The 18,565-nt window shown below is 64.2% G+C and carries 12 protein-coding genes and 1 tRNA gene; 7 read left to right on the forward strand and 6 right to left on the reverse strand.

Features of this window, described 5'->3' with window-relative positions; genetic code table 11:
* The 4 genes from AQ12_RS20920 to AQ12_RS20935 form a co-directional block, all read left to right on the forward strand.
* Positions 1 to 3,771, forward strand: a 3,771-nt coding sequence (locus AQ12_RS20920) for a response regulator (RefSeq protein WP_048441923.1), incomplete at its 5' end; no start/stop codon positions are given.
* Entirely contained in the window at positions 3,756 to 5,849 is a 2,094-nt protein-coding gene (locus AQ12_RS20925; RefSeq protein WP_048441924.1) for a response regulator, read from the forward strand. The genes AQ12_RS20920 and AQ12_RS20925, both read left to right, overlap by 16 nt.
* Positions 5,850 to 5,885: 36 nt before the next feature.
* A tRNA-Ser gene (locus AQ12_RS20930) sits at positions 5,886 to 5,973 on the forward strand.
* 225 nt (positions 5,974 to 6,198) lie between these two features.
* Positions 6,199 to 7,122 carry a Tim44 domain-containing protein gene (locus AQ12_RS20935; protein WP_048441925.1) on the forward strand — a complete coding sequence of 308 codons (924 nt, stop codon included), beginning with the start codon at positions 6,199 to 6,201 and terminating at the stop codon, positions 7,120 to 7,122.
* Positions 7,123 to 7,463: 341 nt separating this feature from the next.
* Here AQ12_RS20935 and AQ12_RS20940 read toward each other — a convergent pair whose 3' ends face one another.
* Positions 7,464 to 7,664, reverse strand: a complete 201-nt coding sequence (locus AQ12_RS20940; RefSeq protein ID WP_152682890.1) for a hypothetical protein — start codon at positions 7,662 to 7,664, stop codon at positions 7,464 to 7,466.
* A gap of 41 nt (positions 7,665 to 7,705) precedes the next feature.
* Here AQ12_RS20940 and AQ12_RS23065 point away from each other — a divergent pair, with 41 nt between their 5' ends.
* Positions 7,706 to 7,852, forward strand: coding sequence for a hypothetical protein (locus AQ12_RS23065; protein ID WP_161799054.1), 147 nt, complete (start codon positions 7,706 to 7,708; stop codon positions 7,850 to 7,852).
* Positions 7,853 to 7,953: 101 nt separating this feature from the next.
* A complete protein-coding gene (locus tag AQ12_RS20945) occupies positions 7,954 to 8,508 on the forward strand; it encodes a MarR family transcriptional regulator (protein ID WP_048441927.1) in 555 nt (184 codons plus the stop codon).
* A 225-nt stretch (positions 8,509 to 8,733) separates the two neighbouring features.
* Here the strand turns inward: AQ12_RS20945 and AQ12_RS20950 are convergent, their stop codons facing one another.
* The 4 genes from AQ12_RS20950 to AQ12_RS20965 all read right to left on the reverse strand — a co-directional run bounded on the left by AQ12_RS20950 (position 8,734) and on the right by AQ12_RS20965 (position 14,024).
* A complete protein-coding gene (locus AQ12_RS20950) occupies positions 8,734 to 11,370 on the reverse strand; it encodes an AAA family ATPase (RefSeq protein ID WP_048441928.1) in 2,637 nt (878 codons plus the stop codon).
* The gene (locus AQ12_RS20955) at positions 11,367 to 12,509 is read right to left on the reverse strand and encodes a DNA repair exonuclease (protein ID WP_048441929.1); all 1,143 of its coding nucleotides are present in this window, start codon (positions 12,507 to 12,509) and stop codon (positions 11,367 to 11,369) included. Before AQ12_RS20955 ends, AQ12_RS20950 begins: the two co-directional genes overlap by 4 nt.
* 133 nt (positions 12,510 to 12,642) lie before the next feature.
* Positions 12,643 to 13,560 (reverse strand): SPFH domain-containing protein, encoded by a 918-nt coding sequence (locus tag AQ12_RS20960; protein WP_048441930.1) that lies wholly within the window; start codon positions 13,558 to 13,560, stop codon positions 12,643 to 12,645.
* Between the two features lie 38 nt (positions 13,561 to 13,598).
* Positions 13,599 to 14,024 carry an NfeD family protein gene (locus tag AQ12_RS20965; RefSeq protein WP_048441931.1) on the reverse strand — a complete coding sequence of 142 codons (426 nt, stop codon included), beginning with the start codon at positions 14,022 to 14,024 and terminating at the stop codon, positions 13,599 to 13,601.
* Positions 14,025 to 14,146: 122 nt separating this feature from the next.
* Here AQ12_RS20965 and AQ12_RS20970 point away from each other — a divergent pair, with 122 nt between their 5' ends.
* Positions 14,147 to 16,411 carry an arginine/lysine/ornithine decarboxylase gene (locus tag AQ12_RS20970; protein WP_048441932.1) on the forward strand — a complete coding sequence of 755 codons (2,265 nt, stop codon included), beginning with the start codon at positions 14,147 to 14,149 and terminating at the stop codon, positions 16,409 to 16,411.
* An 84-nt stretch (positions 16,412 to 16,495) separates the two neighbouring features.
* Here the strand turns inward: AQ12_RS20970 and AQ12_RS20975 are convergent, their stop codons facing one another.
* Complete coding sequence (locus AQ12_RS20975; RefSeq protein ID WP_048441933.1) at positions 16,496 to 18,535, reverse strand: tetratricopeptide repeat-containing sulfotransferase family protein; 2,040 nt, start codon at positions 18,533 to 18,535, stop codon at positions 16,496 to 16,498.
* Positions 18,536 to 18,565: the final 30 nt, after the last annotated feature.

The following is an 18,565-nucleotide window of genomic DNA, read 5'->3' on the forward strand; positions in this document are numbered from 1 at the left end:
CAGGTGCGAAACATTGCCGACGTGACCAAGGCCGTGGCGACCGGTGACCTGTCCAAGAAGATCACGGTGGACGTGAAGGGCGAGATCCTGGAGCTGAAGAACACCATCAACACGATGGTGGACCAGCTGCGATCCTTCGCATCTGAAGTGACGCGTGTGGCGCGCGAAGTGGGTACCGAAGGCAAGCTGGGCGGACAGGCCGATGTGCAGGGCGTGGCCGGCACCTGGAAAGACCTGACCGACAACGTGAACTTCATGGCCGGCAACCTGACCTCGCAGGTGCGAAACATCGCTGACGTGACCAAGGCTGTTGCGGCCGGTGACCTTTCCAAGAAGATCACGGTGGAAGTGAAGGGCGAAATCCTGGAACTGAAAGCCACGATCAACACCATGGTGGACCAGCTGCGATCCTTCGCCTCCGAAGTGACGCGGGTGGCGCGCGAAGTGGGAACCGAAGGCAAGCTGGGCGGACAGGCCGATGTGCAGGGCGTGGCCGGCACCTGGAAGGACCTGACCGACAACGTGAACTTCATGGCCGGTAACCTGACCTCTCAGGTGCGCGGCATCGCCAAGGTGGTGACGGCCGTGGCCAACGGCGACCTGGACCAGAAGCTCACGGTGGAAGCCAAGGGCGAAGTGGCGGCGCTGGCCGACACCATCAACGGCATGACCGACACGCTCGCAACCTTCGCCGACCAGGTGACGACTGTTGCGCGCGAAGTGGGTGTGGAAGGGCGCCTGGGCGGCCAGGCCAAGGTGCCGGGCGCATCGGGCACCTGGAAGGGCCTGACCGAGAACGTGAACCAGCTCGCAGCCAACCTGACCACGCAGGTGCGAGCGATTGCCGAAGTGGCGACCGCGGTGACGCAGGGTGACTTGACACGATCGATCACGGTGGAGGCGCTGGGCGAAATGGCCGCGCTGAAAGACACCGTCAACGAGATGATCCGCAACCTCAAGGACACGACGCAAGTCAACACCGAGCAGGATTGGCTCAAGACCAACCTGGCGAAGTTCTCGCGGATGCTGCAAGGCCAGAAGGACCTGGTCGCCGTGGGTCACCTGATCCTGTCGGAACTGGCACCGGTGGTGGGCGCGCAGCAGGCCGAGTTCTATGTGCTGCGCTACACCTATGAGCAACCCAAGCTGCGGCTCATGGCGTCTTATGCGTCCGACGGCCACGGCTCGTACGGCAAGGAAGTGGAGCTGGGACAGGGGCTCGTGGGGCAGTGTGCCTATGACAAGAAGAAGATCCTGCTGACCTCCTCGATTCCCGACAGTTTGCGCATCTCGTCGGGCCTCATGGAAGTGCAGCCGCTCAACGTGCTGGTGCTGCCGATCATTTTCGAAGGCCAGGTTCGCGGTGTCGTCGAGCTGGCATCGGTCGAGCGATTCAACCCGACCCACCAGGCGTTTCTGGACCAGCTCACTGAATCGATCGGTATCGTGATCAACACGATCGAGGCGAACATGCGCACCGAAGACCTGCTGACCCAGTCGCAATCGCTCGCGCAGGAGCTTCAAAGCCGCCAGCAGGAGCTGCAGCAGACCAACGAAGAGCTGCAGGAAAAGGCCCGGTTGCTGGTGCACCAGAACCACGAGGTGGAGCGCAAGAACCAGGAAGTGGAGCAGGCCCGCCAGGCATTGGAAGACAAGGCCAAGCAGCTCGCCCTGACCTCCAAGTACAAGTCGGAATTTCTCGCGAACATGTCGCACGAGTTGCGCACGCCGCTCAACTCGCTCTTGATCCTGTCGGACCAGTTGTCCAAGAACGCGGACGGCAACCTGTCGCCCAAGCAGGTCGAATTCGCCAAGACGATTCACTCGTCGGGTAACGACCTGCTGATGCTCATCAACGACATCCTGGACCTGTCCAAGATCGAGTCGGGCACGGTGGTGGTCGATGTGAACGAGCTGCGCCTGTCGGACCTGCAGCTGTATGTCGAGCGCACCTTCCGCCACGTGGCAGAAGCCAAGAGCGTGGACTTCATGATCCACACCGGCGTCGACCTGCCGACCTCGATGGTGACCGACGTGAAGCGGCTCCAGCAGATCCTGAAGAACCTGCTGTCGAACGCCTTCAAGTTCACCCACCAGGGCCAGGTCACGTTGTCAGTCGAAGAAGTGCTGTCGGGCTGGACCTCGGACAACGAGGACTTGAACCGTGCGCAGCAGGTGGTTGCGTTCTCGGTGTCCGATACCGGCATCGGCATCTCGGGCGACAAGCAGCAGATCATCTTCGAGGCCTTCCAGCAAGCCGACGGTTCCACCAGCCGCAAGTACGGCGGCACCGGCCTGGGCCTGGCCATCAGCCGGGAGCTTTCGAAGTTGCTCGGCGGTGAAATACGTCTGGCCAGTGCACCCGGCCAGGGATCGACATTCACGCTGTACCTGCCGCTGGTCTACACCGGCACACGCGGTGCTCGCCGTGCCATGCAGCCCAACGAGCCCAGGGTGGATACGCGGGCGGAGTTCTCTGCTGCGCCGGCCATGAAGCGCATCGCGCGCCCCGAGATCATTGAAGATGCGGTGATCGTGGGCGACGAGACCAGCGTGGTGGCGAACGAAGCGGGCGATGACCGCGACACCATCCAGCAAGGCGACATGGTGCTGCTGATCGTCGAGAACGACATGGCGTTTGCCAAATTCCTGCTCGACGCGGCGCGTGCCAAGGGCTTCAAGGGCCTGGTCACTTCACTGGGTGCCGGGGCGCTGACTCTGGCCACGCAGTACAAGCCCTCGGCGATCACGCTGGACATGTACCTGCCCGACATGGACGGCTGGCGTGTGCTCGACCGCATCAAGCAGGACCCGGCTGCACGGCACCTTCCGGTGTGCGTGATCTCGACCGACGACTCCAAGGAGCGTGCGTTCCGCTCGGGCGCACTGGCTTTCCTTGAAAAGCCGATCCAGTCCAAGGAAGTGCTCGACGTCATGCTCGACAAGCTGCGCACCTACCTGTCACGCCCGGAAAAGCGCTTGCTCGTTGCACTGAAAGACGTGGCGGCGCGGCGCGAGTTCCTGGCCGACATGGAAGACGAGCAGGTTGCGATCGACGTCGTCAAGAGCGCCGACAAGCTGCACGATGCGCTCGAAGAAGGCAACTACGACGCCGTTGTGCTGGAAGACGGTTTTCCGGGTGCGGACCCGCACGAACTCAAGCGACTGCTGGCCGCCCATGCCGCCATAGGGCCGCTGCAACTGCTGCTCTACCATGGCGGCGGCAAGGACTCCGGCAAGTTCAGCTGGACATCCACCGAGTCGCTGGTTGTGCATGAGGCGCACACAGCGGCCAAGCTCTTTGACAACACCTTGCTGGCGCTGCACCACAACCTGGCAAGACTGCCGGAAGCCAAGCGGTCGATCATCAACGAGATTCACGAGTCGACCAAGCCGCTGACGGGCAAGCGCGTGCTGATCGTCGATGACGACATGCGTAACATTTTTGCGCTGGCCACGGTGCTGGAAGAGCACGGAATGGACATCGTGTGGGCCGATAATGGACGCGACGCCATCGCCCGTGTCGGCAGCGATCCGCAGATCAAGGTCGTGCTGATGGACATCATGATGCCGGAGATGGACGGCATGGCGACGATGAAGGAAATTCGAAAACTGCCTTCGGGCAAGGACTTGCCGATGATTGCTGTAACGGCCAAGGCCATGAAGGGTGACAGGGAAAAATGCATAGAGGCGGGCGCATGGGACTACCTCTCCAAGCCAGTCAACACGCCGGACCTGCTGACGGTCCTGCGCGCATGGCTGCACCAGTGACGGCTCAGGCGGCGGCTACATCGCCGACAGCGCTCGAGCAGGAGAAGGTCAACATCCTGGTCGTGGATGACCTGCAGGAAAAGCACGTCGTCTTTCGCACCATCCTGGATGAGCTGGGCCAGAACATCATCAGCGCGCGTTCCGGCAAGGAGGCGCTGAAGTACATCCTCGACCAGGAATTCGCGGTCATCCTGCTGGACGTCAACATGCCCGACATCGACGGGCTGGAAACCGCAGGCCTCATCCGCCAATACAAGAAGTCGTCGCAGACGCCTATCGTTTTCATCACGGCTTACGTGGACGATGTACAGGCCAAGCGCGGCTATGCGCTGGGCGCGGTGGACTACATCCCTTCGCCGGTCGTGCCGGAAGTTCTTCGATCGAAGGTGCGGGTTTTCGTCGAACTCTTTCGCATGAACCGCCAGCTGCAGCAGCAGGCTGTGCAGCGTGAAGCGCTGGCCCGGTCTGAAACTGCGCGCGTCGCGGCTGAAGAAGCCATCCACCGCGCGGACTACCTGGCCGAGGCGAGCCAGACGCTGTCGCGTTCGCTCGATGTCGAGAACACGATCGGCGCGCTGTTCGATGTTGCCGTGCCTATGCTGGGAGACCGCGCGATCCTCACGCTGTCCAACCCGGACGGCACTTTGGGCCGGGTCGTCATGCATCCCCAGCCGGGCGAGGGCGAGCCGACCGAGATGCCCAATGCGCTCAGGGCGTCGCTTGCCAAGGCGCTGGAGCGAAAGCAGTTCGAGATGTGGAAGGGCGGCGCCGAGGCTGCTGCCATCTGTCCGCTGATCTCCGGTGGCATCGCGCGCGGCGCGCTGATCCTGGTATCGAAATCCGAGGCGATGGACGCGCCGCGTGTCGCGCTGGCCCGTGAAATCGTGAGCCGCGCGTCGATCGCGATGGAGAACGCGCGCCTGTATCGCGCGGTGCAGGACGCCGACCGCCGCAAGAACGAATTCCTGGCGATGCTCGCGCACGAATTGCGCAACCCCCTGGCGCCGATCCGCAACGCGGTGCACCTCATGCAGGGCCACGACGTTTCGCCCAAGACCATGAACTGGGCCCGCGACGTGATCGGGCGTCAGGCCGACCATATGTCGCGCCTGATCGATGACCTGCTTGACGTGTCGCGCATCGTGCAGGGCAAGGTGGTGGTCAAGCCCGAGAAGCTGAGCCTTGCCACCATGGTCGAGCGCACGGTAGAGGCCACATCGCCCAGCATTGCCAGCCGCCACCAGACGCTGGATGTAGTGCTGCCCAGGGAGCCGGTTGCGATCAACGGCGACGCCGTGCGGCTGGCGCAGGTGCTGTCCAACCTGGTGAACAACGCCTCGAAGTTCTCGGGACCCAACACGACCATCTCGCTCAACGCCGCGATGGAAGGCGGGCAGATCAGGATTTCGGTGAAGGACCAGGGCGCGGGCATAGACCCGGCATTCCTGCCGCACATCTTCGACCTCTTCGCGCAGGCCGACCAGTCGCTCGACCGCTCGCAGGGCGGGCTGGGCATCGGCCTCACGCTGGTCAAGCACCTGGTGGAGCAACACGGCGGCTCGGTGGTTGCACGCAGCGAAGGCACCGGCAAGGGCGCCGAGCTGTGCATCTACCTGCCCGCTGAAATCGCTGCGCAAGGCTCGCTGCCCGGCGCGCCGGACATGCCGGACAGCACACCGCCGCCGGTCAAGGCGCGTGCGCGTGTGCTGGTGGTCGATGACCTCGTTGCATCGGCCGAAACGCTGATGGCCTTGCTGGAAATGGAAGGCTACGAAGTGCAGCTGGCACACGAAGGCGTGACGGCGCTGAAGATCGCAGAGGAGTTCAAGCCCGACGTGGTGCTGCTGGATATCGGCTTGCCGGGCATGAACGGATTTGAAGTGGCCATCCGCATGCGCAACCTGGCGGGCACGCGCGATGCGTTGCTGATTGCGCTCACGGGATACGGCGAAGCCGAGAGCCGCTCGCGATCGGAGCAGGCTGGCTTTGACTTTCACATGGTCAAGCCTGCGGATGTGAACCTGCTTCTGACCATGCTGGCCGACCCGGATCAGGCGCGTCGGGTGAAAGTGGCCTGAGGGCATCCGCGCCACTGCTACAATCGCGGGCTCGCAGGAGAGGTGGATGAGCGGTTTAAGTCGCACGCCTGGAAAGCGTGTGAGGGTTAATAGCCCTCCGCGGGTTCGAATCCCGCCCTCTCCGCCGCGAATGTGTTTTCGGCAGTCCGTTCCAGACTGCAAACCCCTCTGAAAAGCCCCTAACCACGGGGCTTTTTTGTTTTTTGGCGTCCGATCTGAAAGCAGGGGCGAGTGCCGGAACGAAACTGAAGGTTTTTCCTGAGTTGTCTGCAGGCTCCTGCTGCTTTTTTCTTCCGCCGGACGGGCGTATGTTAAGGCTTCATCCGATTTCACTCATGGAGACCCTCTTATGAAAAAAGTACTTGGCCTGGCGGCACTGGTGCTCGCCCTGAGCACAACGATGGCATTCGACGCGCAAGCCAAGCGATTGGGCGGCGCGAAGTCCAGCGGCATGCAACGCCAGCAGACAACACAACCAGCCACCCCCGCCAACACACCGGGATCGCCGGCACAGGCCCTGCCTGCAGCCGGCGCAGGGGCAGCAGCCGCTGCACCCGCTGCTGCAGCGGCAAAGCGCAGCTGGATGGGCCCGATCGCAGGCCTGGCCGCCGGCCTGGGCTTGATGGCGCTCGCGTCGCACTTGGGGTTTGGCGCAGCGATGGCCAATGTCATGCTCATGGTTCTGTTGGGCGTGGTGGTCATGGCCGTGGTGGGCTTCGTCATGCGCAAGCGCATGGCCAACGGGGCCGCTCCCGCCATTGCAGGAGGCAGTGGTGCAGCGGGACCCGCAGCCGGAAGCTTCGGAGGTAGCCTCACAGGCCAGCCTTCAAGCGGCACGCGGATCGGTTCGGCGTTAGGTGCGGTCACCGCGAGTGCGGTGCCATCCGCGATCCCCGCCGACTTCGACACCGCAGCCTTCGCGCGCAACGCAACCCAGCAATTCATGGCACTGCAGTCGGCAAACGACGCTGGGGATTTGCAGCGTCTGCGTGACTACCTCACGCCCGACTTGTTTGAAGAAGTGCGAGCGGAAATCGAGGCGCGAGGCGCGGTCGCACAGGAGACGCAGGTGTTCGGCCTTGACGCTCAGGTGCTGGAAGTCGTGGAAGAAGGTGATCGGTACATCGTCAGCGTGCGCTTCAGAGGCAGCGTGCGCGATCAGGTGCATGCCGACACGGAAGACCTGGATGAGGTCTGGCACCTGACAAAGCCGCGCTCCGGCTTCGGTGGCTGGGTCGTCGCAGGCATTCAGCAAGTCTCATCGGCCACGTGAGCGAGCGGGCTCAACCGGGCTCCATGAAAGCCGGGGTAGTTAAGGGCTCATAGACGACGTCGCTACCGCTATCCCCAATGGGGGTGTAGCTGAGGCGGCGCTCTCACTCAACGACAAGGGCCTTCGGGCCCTTGTCTTTTCTACAAGCCAGGCGCTCACGCCGCCCTACATGGGCAATCCCCGCTCATCGCCCGTGTCGATTGAGGTGAAAATGCCTCGGCTATTGCCCATAGGGCATCGAATACCAAGGGAGCCCATGAATCACCAAGCGCTGTCGTCCTTCATCTGGTCTGTCGCCGACCTCCTGCGAGGCGACTAGGAGCAGTCTGAATACGGCCGCGTCATGGCTCTCCGAGGAGCACTACCGGGAAGATGCCTTTTCCGGGCCGCATGGATTCGTGGTCGGCGGAGCATCCGTTCCGACCATGCTGGAGATGGCCGAACAATACCTGCACGCGGCTAATGTTCTTGCCGAAGCCATCAAAGGCCAGGAACAGGAAGACTACCGCTTGGCGAATCCAGTGTTGTTTCTGTACAGGCATGCGCTGGAACTGGTGCTGAAGGTGCACTGGACCCGAATTCGATGGCCTTCCGCTACGGCGAGGAGAAGTACGGGGGCAGCAGGCAGTTCTCGCCGGTGCCCGGAGAGGCCTACGTCAGCGTGCCCCGACTGCAAGAATCAATCAACGAACTCTTTGCCGCCCTGGCCGGCGCGGCCGGGAAGATGTAGCCGTCCGCCAACGCTGGGTCGTTGCATCGCACGGCCCGCTTGCGCAAAAAGGGTTTCATCAGCGATATTCGTAATTCGCGAATAGCGAATATCACTCCTCCATGGACCTCAAACCCCAAGACCTGCTCGTACTCCTGAAGGTGGCGGCCCACCCGCCGCAGCGCTGGACGTATGCCGCGCTGGGCGAAGCCCTGGCCATCAGCGCTTCGGAAGCGCATGCGAGCGTGAAACGTGCAGTGGCCTCGGGCCTGGCTGTGGCGCCCGGACGTGGCGACTGGTCGCCGGTCAGACCCAATCTGCTGGAGTTCATGCTCCACGGCGTGCGCTACATCTGGCCCGCCACGACTGGGCCAGTCAAGCGCGGCGTGCCGACGGCCTTTGGCGCAGAGCCGCTCGTCAGCGAGTTGACTGTGGCTTCGGAGCAAGCCCCCGTCTGGGCCCACCCTACGGGTAGCGCCAAGGGCCCCACGCTCTCGCCGATCTATCGCACCGCGCCGCAGGCTGCGCTGGCCGACCCCGCGCTACACCGCCTGCTGGCTTTGCTGGATGCCTTGCGGGTCGGGCGGGCGCGGGAGCGCACCCTTGCCGCCAACCTGATGAAAGCGGAGCTGATGCGCTTCGATTCGGGCAGCGACGGAGGGGCCGATGCGAGCTGATGATCCGAACCTGCCGTATCTGCGCCGCATTGCCGAGCGCGCCGACCTCGTCATGGACCGCCTGAAAGCCTTGAGCCAATGAACCGGCACGAGGAACACCACTTCGAAGCCGAAATCTGTGTCAGCCTGGCGGCGAACGGTTGGCTTTATGCCGAGGGCGATGCTGCGCTGTTCGACCGGGCCAACAGCCTGTTCATGCCCGACCTGCTGGCCGATACCGCCCGGTCAAATCCCCCGCGCCACCACCCCCAGATCCCGCCATGCCGCCGGGTGGCAGGTAAAGATCAGCACCTGATGCCGCTGCGCGGCGTCGTACAGCACGCGCTTCATCTGCCCGAGCCGGTCATCGTCGGTGTTCACCAATGCGTCGTCCAGGATCAGCAATGTCGGCCTGCCGGCTTCCTGCAACAGGTCGGCATAGGCCAGCCGCGCCACGATGCCCATCTGCTCGCGCGTGCCTACGCTCAGCTCTTCGAACTCGCCTACCTCTTGACCGCGCGGGCCGGCGCGCGTGATGGCGCCGGGCGAGAGGTCGTCGGCGACTTCGATGCGCGCGCCCGGAAACAGGATGCCCAGGTAGTGGTCCAGATGCTTTTGCAGCGGCGCGCGCAGGCGGCGGGCCAGTTCCGAGCGCTTGTCCTGCAGCAGGGTCAGCAGGTGATCCAGCGCATTGGCGCGGCGGGCCAGTTCGTCGGCGCGGCGCGTGGCGGCTTCCAGTTCGCGTTGGCGTTCGGCTCTTTGTTCTTCAAGGCCCAACGCGCCCTTGGTTTCCAGCTCCACTTCAAGCCGCGTGATGTCGTGCCGGCGAAGCTCGTGGGCTTCTTCCAGTTGTTGTGCGCTGCGCGCCAGCCGATCCACGTCCTGGCGCAGCAGGACCAGGTTCACGCTTCGCAGCTCGGAGGCGGTGGCGTCCAGGCGTTGCTGGGCGGTCGATTCATGGACCAGCGCGTCGCTCAATGACTGGCGTGCCACGGCCATGCGTTGTGCGCGACCGGCGTCGCTGACTGTCGCTTTGGCGGCGTCCAGTTCCTGGATTGCCGTCGTGAGGTCGCTCTGCGCTTTGCCGACTGACACGCGGGCCTGGGTGAGGGCGGCGGCTGTGGTTGTCAGGCTGGCGGCGGCGCGTTCGGCTTGCGCTTGCGCTGATGCAAGGTCGGGCAGGCTGTCATCGCCCTCGGCGGGTGGGGGCAGGGCGGCAAGGACCGATTTGAGTTCCTGCGCCCGCACCGTTCGCAAAGCCTGATCGGCTTCAAGAGCGTCCACGCCGTTGGGGGCCAGCGCTTCCAGAACCTGCTTGCTTGCCCTGGCGTCTTGCAGGCGTTGCGAGGCCTGGCGGTCCCGCTCTTCGGCTTCGGCCAGATTGGCGATGCCGAGCTTTTGCAGCAACGCGGCCAGGTCGGCAGAGAGCGTGCCCTGCTGCGTCGCAAGCGCCGGGATGTCTGCGCCGCCGGGCTGCACACAGATCAGGCCGAATCCGTCGATCTGGATTTCCGTGCGGCCGACCACTGTGTGCCGTGCACGTCCTTCGACGCTTTCGTCGCCCAGTCGCATCGACTGTCCTTCGAGCAGATCGAATTCAAGCAGGGTGGCGGCCGCTTCCAGGCGCACGCCGACATCGCGCAGCGATTGCGAAAGCTGCTTGAGCTTCTTCAGGTCTGTGGCTGGGATGGACATGGCCTGCGCCTCGGCTTGCAGGCGGGCCAGTCGCGTGTGTTCCTCGCGCGCTCGGGTGAGCGAATGGGTCACTGCGGCGAGCGTGGTTTCCAGCTCCTGCGCGGCGCGAACGGTCTCGGTTCGCGCTGCTGCCGCACGCACGCGCTCCAGCATCTGCCGCGCCTGTGTATCGACGGTGATGGCGTCGTTGTGCCGTCGCTCCCACGATTGCACCTGTGCGAGCGCAGTGGCCTCAGCCGCTGCGCGAAGCGCCAGTGCCTGCTCTCGCGTCGTGACGGCCGCATCGTCGCGCGCGAACGCTTCGAGCTCTGACCGGTGAGAAGCCGTCTGCGCGCGCCACTGCTCAACCGCCGTCTGCTGGGCCTGTTGCCGTGCCTCCAGGCCCTGCGCCGCTTCCAGTGTTTGCAGTGCGAGCTGGTGCTGTTCGCGGATGGCGCTCCACGGACGCTCGTGTTCGTCGCGCTGGTGATCGTGACGCAGCGCGGCGAGCCGATCGACGCTGCCCTGGTAGGCCCTGATATCAGCGTCGAGTGTGGTCAATGCGTCCGTCAACTCGGCCTTGCGCAGCAATGCCGCTGCGTATTCGCCTTTGGGGTTGCCGGTTGAGCGCGTGAGCAGCTCGTGACGTCCCGCTTCCACGGCTCGCAGCACCACGTCCCCGCTGGAAGACGTCAGGTCGCCCAGTGACTCACCCAGCACCTGGCGCAAGTGGTCTGCGGCATAGGTGACGGCGTCGGCCAGTTCGTGCGCAGTGCCTTGCCGGATCCACAGGAGTCCGGGAATGCCACGGTGTTCGGGCGCGCTCGCGCCCTTGCCCGGGAACTTGAAACCCAGCAGACCGGCCAGGTGATCTTCGGCCGCGACGCCATCCAGCGGCGACTGTCCGTCGATCAGCAGGTCGCAGCGCTTTTTGCCCAAAAACACCTTGGTCAGGCGATGGCGCTTGTCGCCCATATCGAATTCCACCTCGACGGTGGGCGTGGCTGACGAGTCACCCCAGGGGCGCAGGTGCTCCACGCTGCCCGAGCGATGCCGCTCAAAAAATGCGGCGCGAATCGCTTCTGCCACGGTGGATTTGCCGGACTCGTTGGGCGCGGCGAACAGGTTGAGGCCATCGGTGAATCCGGTGATTTCCAGCGGTTCGCGAAAGCGCTTGAACTGCTCGATGCGCAGGCGCCTGATCTTCATGGCCGGGCCTCCTGGCTGGCCGCTGCAGGACTGCTGCCCAGTTCATTGAGCATGCCGGCCAGGACCACCAGTGCATCGCGAGCCAGCCCTGCCTGCGGTCCGTCCTGTTCGACGCGCAACTGTTGCAGCACTTCGCCGACGTAGCCATCGGCATGGAGCGATTCGATGTCCTCTTGCGTGGGCTCCAGCCTGAGCGAATGCGATTCATGAACGAGCGCCCGCAGACGGGCACGGGCAGCTTCCACGCCTTGCTGGAGGCGGCGCTGGCCGTTCAGGTCGCACACGCCAGACACGCGCATCTGCAGCACGTCATCAGGACCGGTGGATTCGAGCGCCTGCAGGGTTTCCTCCAGGTCACTGGGTACAGCCAGCCGTGGGTCCATCTGCTGCCAGCGATATCGCCCGGTCTGCAGCGCCCGCACCTGGGGCACAGCGCCCGGCGCGGCAATGTCAACCAGCAGTGCCTGGCCCGAATCGTTGGCCTTGAAACGGTCGGTTTCCGGCGTGCCGGCGTACCAGGTGCGCTCATCGATGCAGCGCGTGCCGTGCCAGTCACCCAACGCCAGGTAGTCCAGCCCGGCGGTGGCGGCACGGCCGGTGGCAATGGGGTTGGCCGAATCCAGCTCGTCGGCCAGCACCCCTTGCACGCAGCCGTGGGCCAGGCCGATTCGATGAAGGCCCTCTGGCGTGGAGGCAGACGAGAACCACTGGGTCAGGTCGCCGTAGGTGTGGCGCTGCACGAGTGGTGCGGGTAGCACCGCGAACTGGTCACCGATGATGCGCACGACGGGTTCGAGGCAGGTGACGACGTTGGGTGGAATGACGCCGAGCCGATGCGCGCGGGTCCAGACCGATTCGGCGAGCGCGGCATCGTGGTTGCCGGGCAGCATGACCCAATGGCCGGTGTAGCCCTTCATGGCGTTGAAGAGGCGGCGTATGGTCTTGTCGGAGACGGTTTGTGCGTCGAAGACGTCGCCAGCGACGAGGACGGCATCCACGTTGTGCTCGACAGCCAGCGCGGCCAATCGTTCGACGACGAGAAAGCGAGCCTCGAACAGGGCCGCCGCGTCGTCAGGCTCGAACTGCGAGTAGATCCTCCCGATCTGCCAGTCGGCCGAATGCAGCAATCTCAGCGCCATAACTCCCCTGGGTGGTTCTTTGCAAAGCAGCGGTGATTCTGCATGAGCAGTGGCCGCCGTTGTCGCTTCGACAGCCGTTGCCGCTACGCGGTGGATGCCGGATCGAGTCCGGCATGACAGCCAGTTGCGGCGATCAGGGTGCCGTGCGCGTGCCTTGGACCATCTTCATCGCGGAGCCAATCAGCGCAGAAACTTCCGTCATGTTGCTCGGCACGATCAGCGTGGTGGTCGCATCCGATGCGACCTTGCTGTAGGCATCGACCGCGCGTTCAGCGACCTTGAGTTGCACGGCCTGTTCGCCGCCAGGGCTGCGGATGGCGACCGCGATGCGTTCGATCGCCATCGCGGTTGCATCAGCCACAGCGGTGATTGCCGCGGCTTCACCTTGCGCCGAGTTGATGGCTGCCTGCTTCTCGCCTTCGGAGCGGGCGATGAAGGCCTCGCGCTCGCCGGTCGCGATATTGATCTGCTCTTGCCTGCGGCCTTCGGATGCTGCGATCAGGGCGCGCTTCTCGCGCTCGGCGGTGATCTGCGCCTGCATGGCGTGCAGGATTTCCTTAGGGGGTGTCAGGTCCTTGATTTCGTAGCGCAGAACCTTCACGCCCCAGTTCAGGGCCGCTTCGTCGATGGCCTGCACCACTTGCGCATTGATGATGTCGCGCTCTTCGAAGGTCTTGTCCAGTTCGAGCTTGCCGATCACGCTGCGCAGCGATGTCTGCGCGAGCTGCGTGACGGCCACGATGTAGTTGGATGAGCCGTAGCTCGCGCGCATCGGGTCGGTGACCTGGAAGTAAAGGATGCCGTCCACCTGCAGCTGGGTGTTGTCGCGCGTGATGCAGACCTGGCTGGGCACATCGAGTGGAATTTCTTTCAGGCTGTGCTTGTAGGCAACCTTGTCCACGAAGGGGATGAGAAAGTTCAGGCCGGGCGTGAGCGTGGAGTGGAATTTGCCCAGGCGCTCGACGACCCAGGCATTTTGCTGGGGCACGACCTTGATCGAGCGGATGATGAAGATCGCTGCGACGACCAGGATGATGATGGCTACGGTCATTGAACTGTTCCCTTTGTTGTTGGCTGTGTGCGTTGCGGTCAGATTTTTTCGAGCACCAGGCGGTTGCCCACGACTTCGCGCACGCGATGGGCGCCTGCCGCGTGCACGGTCCCGCCGGCCGCCACCGCTGCCCAGTTGGCGCCGCGGTATTTGATGGACGTGGTGCCGTCTGCGTTCCAGGCATCAACGTGCACCGTCTCGCCCACGTCCATGTTGACATCGCGATTGGAGGAGGCCGGCTGCTCCGAGGGTCGCTTGCCCCGGACGGCGGACCAGGCGGCTACCGCTCCGCCGCCAATCACGGCTGCGGTCACCAGCTGCACGGTCATGCTGCCGCCCGCGTGAGCCGCCAGCGCTGCCGCGGCCAGCCCGATGGCCAGCATCAGCAGGTAGAAGGTTCCGGTGATGAGTTCGATGGCGATGGCGGTGCCCGCCAGCAGCCACCAGATGGTCGATTCGGCCATAGGCCCCTCTATTGCTCGTTGTAGTGCAGACATTTTGTGTGAAATCACGGTTAGCGCAAGAACATGACACGGCTTTTGCATACACTTCGCGCCTGTTTCCCCGATTTTCCGCAGGCCGCCCCATGAAATTCCGCTTCCCTATCGTCATCATCGACGAGGACTACCGCTCTGAAAACACTTCCGGGCTCGGCATCCGTGCGCTGGCCGATGCCATCGAGGCGGAGGGCTTCGAGGTACTGGGCGTGACGCGCTACGGCGACCTGTCGCAGTTCGCGCAACAGCAAAGCCGGGCCAGCGCGTTCATTTTGTCGATCGACGACGAGGAGTTCACGCCCGGTCCCGACCTCGACCCGGCCGTCGTGCACCTGCGCAACTTCATCCAGGAAGTGCGCCGCAAGAACGCCGACGTGCCCATCTACGTGCACGGCGAAACCAAGACATCGCGCCACATCCCCAACGACATCCTGCGCGAGTTGCATGGCTTCATCCACATGTTCGAGGACACGCCGGAATTCATGGCGCGCCACATCATCCGTGAAGCCAAGTCGTACCTCGAAGGCATACAGCCGCCGTTTTTCAAGGCGCTGCTCGATTACGCCGAAGACGGCTCCTATTCGTGGCATTGCCCGGGTCACTCGGGCGGCGTGGCATTTCTGAAGAGCCCGGTGGGCCAGATGTTCCACCAGTTCTTTGGCGAGAACATGCTGCGTGCCGACGTGTGCAATGCGGTGGACGAACTCGGTCAGCTGCTCGACCACACCGGCCCGGTGGCAGCGAGCGAGCGCAATGCGGCGCGCATCTTCAACGCCGACCATTGCTTCTTCGTGACGAACGGCACCTCCACATCCAACAAGATGGTGTGGCACCACACGGTGGCACCGGGCGACGTGGTGGTGGTGGACCGCAACTGCCACAAGTCGATCCTGCACGCGATCATCATGACGGGCTCGATTCCCGTCTTTCTGAAACCCACGCGCAACCATTTCGGCATCATCGGCCCGATCCCGCAGAGCGAGTTCGAACCGGCTGCGATCAAGGCCAAGATCAGGGCGAATCCGTTGCTCAAGGGCGCCGATTTCGATTCGATCAAGCCGCGCGTGATGACGGTGACGCAGTCCACTTATGACGGCGTGCTCTACAACACCGAGACGATCAAGAAGCTGCTCGACGGCTATGTCGATACGCTGCACTTCGACGAAGCGTGGCTGCCGCACGCGGCGTTCCATCCGTTCTATGGCACCTACCACTCGATGGGCCGCAACCGCACCCGGCCCAAGGAATCGCTGACCTTTGCAACGCAGTCCACCCACAAGCTGCTCGCCGGCATCAGCCAGGCCAGCCATGTGCTCGTGCAGGATTCGCAAAACCGCAAGCTCGACAGGCACCTCTTCAATGAGGCCTACCTGATGCACACCTCCACCAGCCCGCAGTACTCGATCATTGCGAGCTGCGACGTGGCGGCAGCCATGATGGAGCCGCCCGGTGGCACGGCGCTGGTCGAAGAGTCGATCCTGGAAGCGCTGGACTTTCGCCGCGCCATGCGCAAGGTCGATGAGGAATACGGCAAGGACTGGTGGTTCAAGGTCTGGGGACCGGACCGGCTGGTCGATGAAGGCATCGGCCGGGCCGACGACTGGATCATCAAGGGCGAGGCGCGCACGGCCAAGTGGCACGGCTTCGGCAACCTGGCCGAAGGCTTCAACATGCTGGACCCGATCAAGTCCACCATCGTGACGCCCGGCCTGGACTTGCAGGGCAAGTTCGCCAAGACGGGCATTCCGGCTTCCATCGTCACGCGATTCCTGGCGGAACACGGAATCATTGTCGAGAAGACGGGCCTGTACAGCTTCTTCATCATGTTCACCATCGGCATCACCAAGGGCCGCTGGAACACGATGCTTACCGCGCTGCAGCAGTTCAAGGACGACTACGCGCGCAACCAGCCGATGTGGCGCATCCTGCCCGAGTTCTGCCAGCAGTTCCCGCGTTACGAGCGCATGGGCCTGGCCGATCTGTGCCAGCACATCCACGCGCTCTACGCCAAGTACGACATCGCGCGCCTGACGACCGAGATGTACCTGAGCGACCTGACGCCTGCCATGAAGCCGAGCGACGCGTTTGCGTACATCGCGCACCGCAAGACCGAGCGGGTCGAGATCGACGAGCTGGAAGGGCGCATCACGACCTCACTGGTCACGCCGTACCCGCCGGGCATTCCGCTGTTGATTCCGGGCGAGGTGTTCAACAAGAAGATCGTCGATTACCTGAAGTTCTCGCGCGAGTTCAATGCGCAGTGCCCAGGGTTTGAAACCGACATCCACGGGCTGGTGGAAGAAGAAGGCCCGGACGGGAAGATGCGGTATTACGCGGACTGCGTGAAGAACTGAGGCACGGTCTGCAAGAACTCATGGGCGTGATGGCGGGAGCGCGTGCCCCACCTGGTGGAGCAGCCCCATGAATGCCCAGGAGCATCAATTGGCGGGCTCGCGTGGCAAGCCCTCGAACAGAGAGCCCAGGTACGGCTCGTAGCGGTGCCAGCGGGCCAGCGATCTGGCGTAGAGCGGCTGGCGCACCTGCGCGAGGCTGGCGGTTCTCACCGGCCGCGAATTCTGATGGAACGCCAGGCACGCCGGCTCCCATTCCAGGCCGCAGGCGACGACCAGCCGGCGCGCCTGCGGCTCGAAGTCACCGACAAGCCGCTCATAGTGGACTTCGTGCACCCGCCCCGGCAACACAGCCAGCCAGTGCTCGCTGAGCCGCTGGTAATTGCCGATGCGGTGGGCAAGGTCATGCATGTCGTCGGCCCACCGCATGCTGCGAAAGGGCGTCTGCCAGCAGGAGACCGCCACGTCGCGCAGGTCGCGTCGCACGTGGATGAGCGTTGCGCGCGGAAACATGAGCGCGATCATGCCGAGGTACAGGTAGTTGTCCGGCATCTTGTCGACGATGCGCGTTGCAGTCGGTGATTCGGCCCGAAGAGTCCGTGTGATGCCTTGCTGCTCAAGCACCTCGCGCAAGCCGCCCAGGTAGCCGGCGGCCAGGCGCCTGACTTCGGCGGCCTCCAGCGAAGCCAGGTCCGGCAGTTGCTCGCCCGTCTCGCGGGCAGGAACTTGCAAAGAGTCCATCGCACGCCGCACCAGCGTCAGTTCACCGGCGCCGTGGATGCGCGAGTGACTGGACAGGATCTGCTCGACCAGCGTGGTCCCCGAGCGCGGCATGCCGAACACGAAAACCGGTTGTGACGAGTCATCGCCAACTGCGCCGAGGCGCGCGAACAGCTGCGGCGTGAACGCCGCCATCAACCAGTCGACATAGCGCGTGTGTTCCTCCGGGTCGTAATGCTGCCCACTGGCGCGCCGAAGGCCGCGCGTGAGCGCATTGGCCTGCGCCAGGCAGGCGGCGACCTCGGCATAGTCGCCGCGCGCATCGGCCACCTGTGCCAACGCAAAGAGGGTGCAGGCGCGCTCGTTCGGCGCAAGAGCGTGCTGGTTCAGCGCGAAGCGAAGATGGTCACGCTCGGCGTCGCTCGTGCTGTGTGCCGCCAACTGAGCGCGGCGGGCTGCGGGCAGCAGCGACTGCGGGTGACTGGCCTGCGCCTTGCGGTAACACGCATGCGCCGTGTCCAGCGCGCCCTGCTGCTCATGCAGGTCGGCCAGGTTGAGGCATGCCTGCAAATGACCGGGGGCGACGTCCAGCGCCCGTTGCAGCGTGGTCTGCGCAAGCGCTGTCCGCTCGCCCGACTGGTACGCGAAACCCAGGTCGCACAGCGCATCGACGTCGCCCGGCGCAAGCGCGACGCGACGTTCGCAAAAGGGTATGGCGCTGGCCCAGTCGTCGCGCAGGGCGTGCAGCGTGGCCGCGTGCTGCTGCAGGCCGGCGTGGCCAGGCTCCAGCCTTGCGGCGCGCTCCGCGTGGGGCACGGCTGTGTCCAGTTGTCCATCCAGCTGCAGGAGCCGCGCCAGGTTGGAGTGCGCCATCGCAAGACCGGGAGCCGTTTCAATCGCACGGCGATAGGCCGATTCTGCTTCACGCATCCTGCCCAGCTGGACCAGCGAGGTGCCACGATTGTTTTGGGCCAACGCGAACCCGGGGCGCTGCGCCAGTGCGATGTCGAACTGCTCCAGCGCCTCGTCGAAGCGTCCGAGGCCGTGCAAGGCCAGCCCGAGGTTGTTGGCTGCGTCGGGGTCTTGGGGCGCAAGCCGCAAGGCCTCGCGGCAGCACTCGGCGGCCAGGCTGAACTGCCCCAAAGCCCGATGCGCCTCGGCGAGGTTCGAATGGAATGCGGCTATCTGGGGGCACTGCGCGATCGCCGCACCGATCAATTCCAGCGCGCGCTGCGGATAGCCGCACTGTTGGTGCAAAAGGCCGAACAGGTGCAGCGCGGCGGCGTCGCCAGGCCACTGGTCGAGCAGACATTGGTAGTCGCGCGCGGCGTCCGCGAAACGGCCGGCCTCGTGGTGCGCGAGCGCGCGAGTACGCAGGTTGTCGCACGAGCTTGCCAAATAGTCCAAAGCACTTATCATTTCGCGGTTTATGTAAAA

The sequence above is a fragment of the Caenimonas sp. SL110 genome (assembly GCF_001044395.1).
GTDB lineage: Bacteria > Pseudomonadota > Gammaproteobacteria > Burkholderiales > Burkholderiaceae_C > Ramlibacter.

Coding starts and splice junctions, on each gene's coding strand:
- AQ12_RS20925 (WP_048441924.1), top strand. CDS start 3,756: ATGGCTGCACCAGTGACGGCTCAGGCGGCGGCTACATCGCCGACAGCG.
- AQ12_RS20935 (WP_048441925.1), top strand. CDS start 6,199: ATGAAAAAAGTACTTGGCCTGGCGGCACTGGTGCTCGCCCTGAGCACA.
- AQ12_RS20940 (WP_152682890.1), bottom strand. CDS start 7,664: ATGCCTGTACAGAAACAACACTGGATTCGCCAAGCGGTAGTCTTCCTG.
- AQ12_RS23065 (WP_161799054.1), top strand. CDS start 7,706: ATGGCCTTCCGCTACGGCGAGGAGAAGTACGGGGGCAGCAGGCAGTTC.
- AQ12_RS20945 (WP_048441927.1), top strand. CDS start 7,954: ATGGACCTCAAACCCCAAGACCTGCTCGTACTCCTGAAGGTGGCGGCC.
- AQ12_RS20950 (WP_048441928.1), bottom strand. CDS start 11,370: ATGAAGATCAGGCGCCTGCGCATCGAGCAGTTCAAGCGCTTTCGCGAA.
- AQ12_RS20955 (WP_048441929.1), bottom strand. CDS start 12,509: ATGGCGCTGAGATTGCTGCATTCGGCCGACTGGCAGATCGGGAGGATC.
- AQ12_RS20960 (WP_048441930.1), bottom strand. CDS start 13,560: ATGACCGTAGCCATCATCATCCTGGTCGTCGCAGCGATCTTCATCATC.
- AQ12_RS20965 (WP_048441931.1), bottom strand. CDS start 14,024: ATGGCCGAATCGACCATCTGGTGGCTGCTGGCGGGCACCGCCATCGCC.
- AQ12_RS20970 (WP_048441932.1), top strand. CDS start 14,147: ATGAAATTCCGCTTCCCTATCGTCATCATCGACGAGGACTACCGCTCT.